The 1,018-nt window shown below is 44.3% G+C and carries 1 protein-coding gene; it reads left to right on the top strand.

Annotated elements, in window-relative coordinates; genetic code table 11:
- Positions 1-900 (top strand): cytochrome-c oxidase, cbb3-type subunit III (gene ccoP, locus GY683_RS02360; protein WP_297287217.1); only part of this gene is annotated, 900 nt, incomplete at its 5' end.
- Between the last annotated feature and the right edge of the window lie 118 nt (positions 901-1,018).

Genomic DNA, 1,018 nt, shown 5'->3' on the forward strand with positions numbered 1-1,018 from the left:
AGTCAATTTTGGGAATGGTTTATTATTATCCCAACGGTTGTCGGTATTATAGGATGTTTTGCCCTGATCTACTGGTTAGGTGGTGACACTAAATCAGAAGATGAAAAGGTCGAAACGATGGGGCATGTTTGGGATGAAAGCCTGGAGGAATATAATAATCCCCTGCCTCGCTGGTGGCTAAATATGTTTTATATCACCTTGTTTTTCGGTATCATCTATTTGATACTCTATCCAGGGTTAGGCTCATTCGCTGGCATTTTGGATTGGGATAAATTGAAGCAGTATGAACAAGAAATGGAAGCTGCTGAAAACCGTTACGGACCCATTTATGCCAAGTATAGCAAAGAAGCAATCCCGGATTTAGCTCAAAATCCAGATGCCGTCAAATTAGGTCATCGTTTATATATGACTTATTGCACGGTTTGTCATGGCTCAGATGCGGGTGGCGTGAAAGGCTATCCTAACTTGCGCGATGATGATTGGCTTTACGGTGGTGATCCCAGTCTGATTAAAACGACGATTATGACTGGTCGTCAAGGCATGATGCCAACAGCTATGCAAAACGGTTTGACAACAGACGTGGATATCAACAATGTGGTCCAATACATCTTGAGTCTGAGCGTCAATGAATATGACAAAACGGCGGCTGCGGAGGGTCAAAAAATATTCCAGCGAGTCTGTTTTGCCTGTCATGGCATGGATGGTAAAGGGATGCAAGCCTTGGGTGCGCCGAACTTGACTGATAACATTTGGCTCTATGGTGGCTCAGAAGCCACGATAAAAGAAACCATTACGAATGGTCGTCAAGGTAGAATGCCCGCGCACGGTGAATTTTTGGGAGAAGCCAAAGTTCACTTGTTAGCAACTTATATTTATGGTCTGTCAGCTGATAAGCCTTAAATTTAAGTCGTTCTGGAGTCCAACGCTTCAGCTTTGGGCGTTTTTGGAGTCCAACGCTTCAGCTTTGGGCGTTTTTGGAGTCCAACGCTTCAGCTTTGGGTGTTTTTGGAGTCCAACG

It is taken from the genome of Moraxella sp. (assembly GCF_024227015.1).
Taxonomy (GTDB): Bacteria; Pseudomonadota; Gammaproteobacteria; order Pseudomonadales; family Moraxellaceae; genus Moraxella.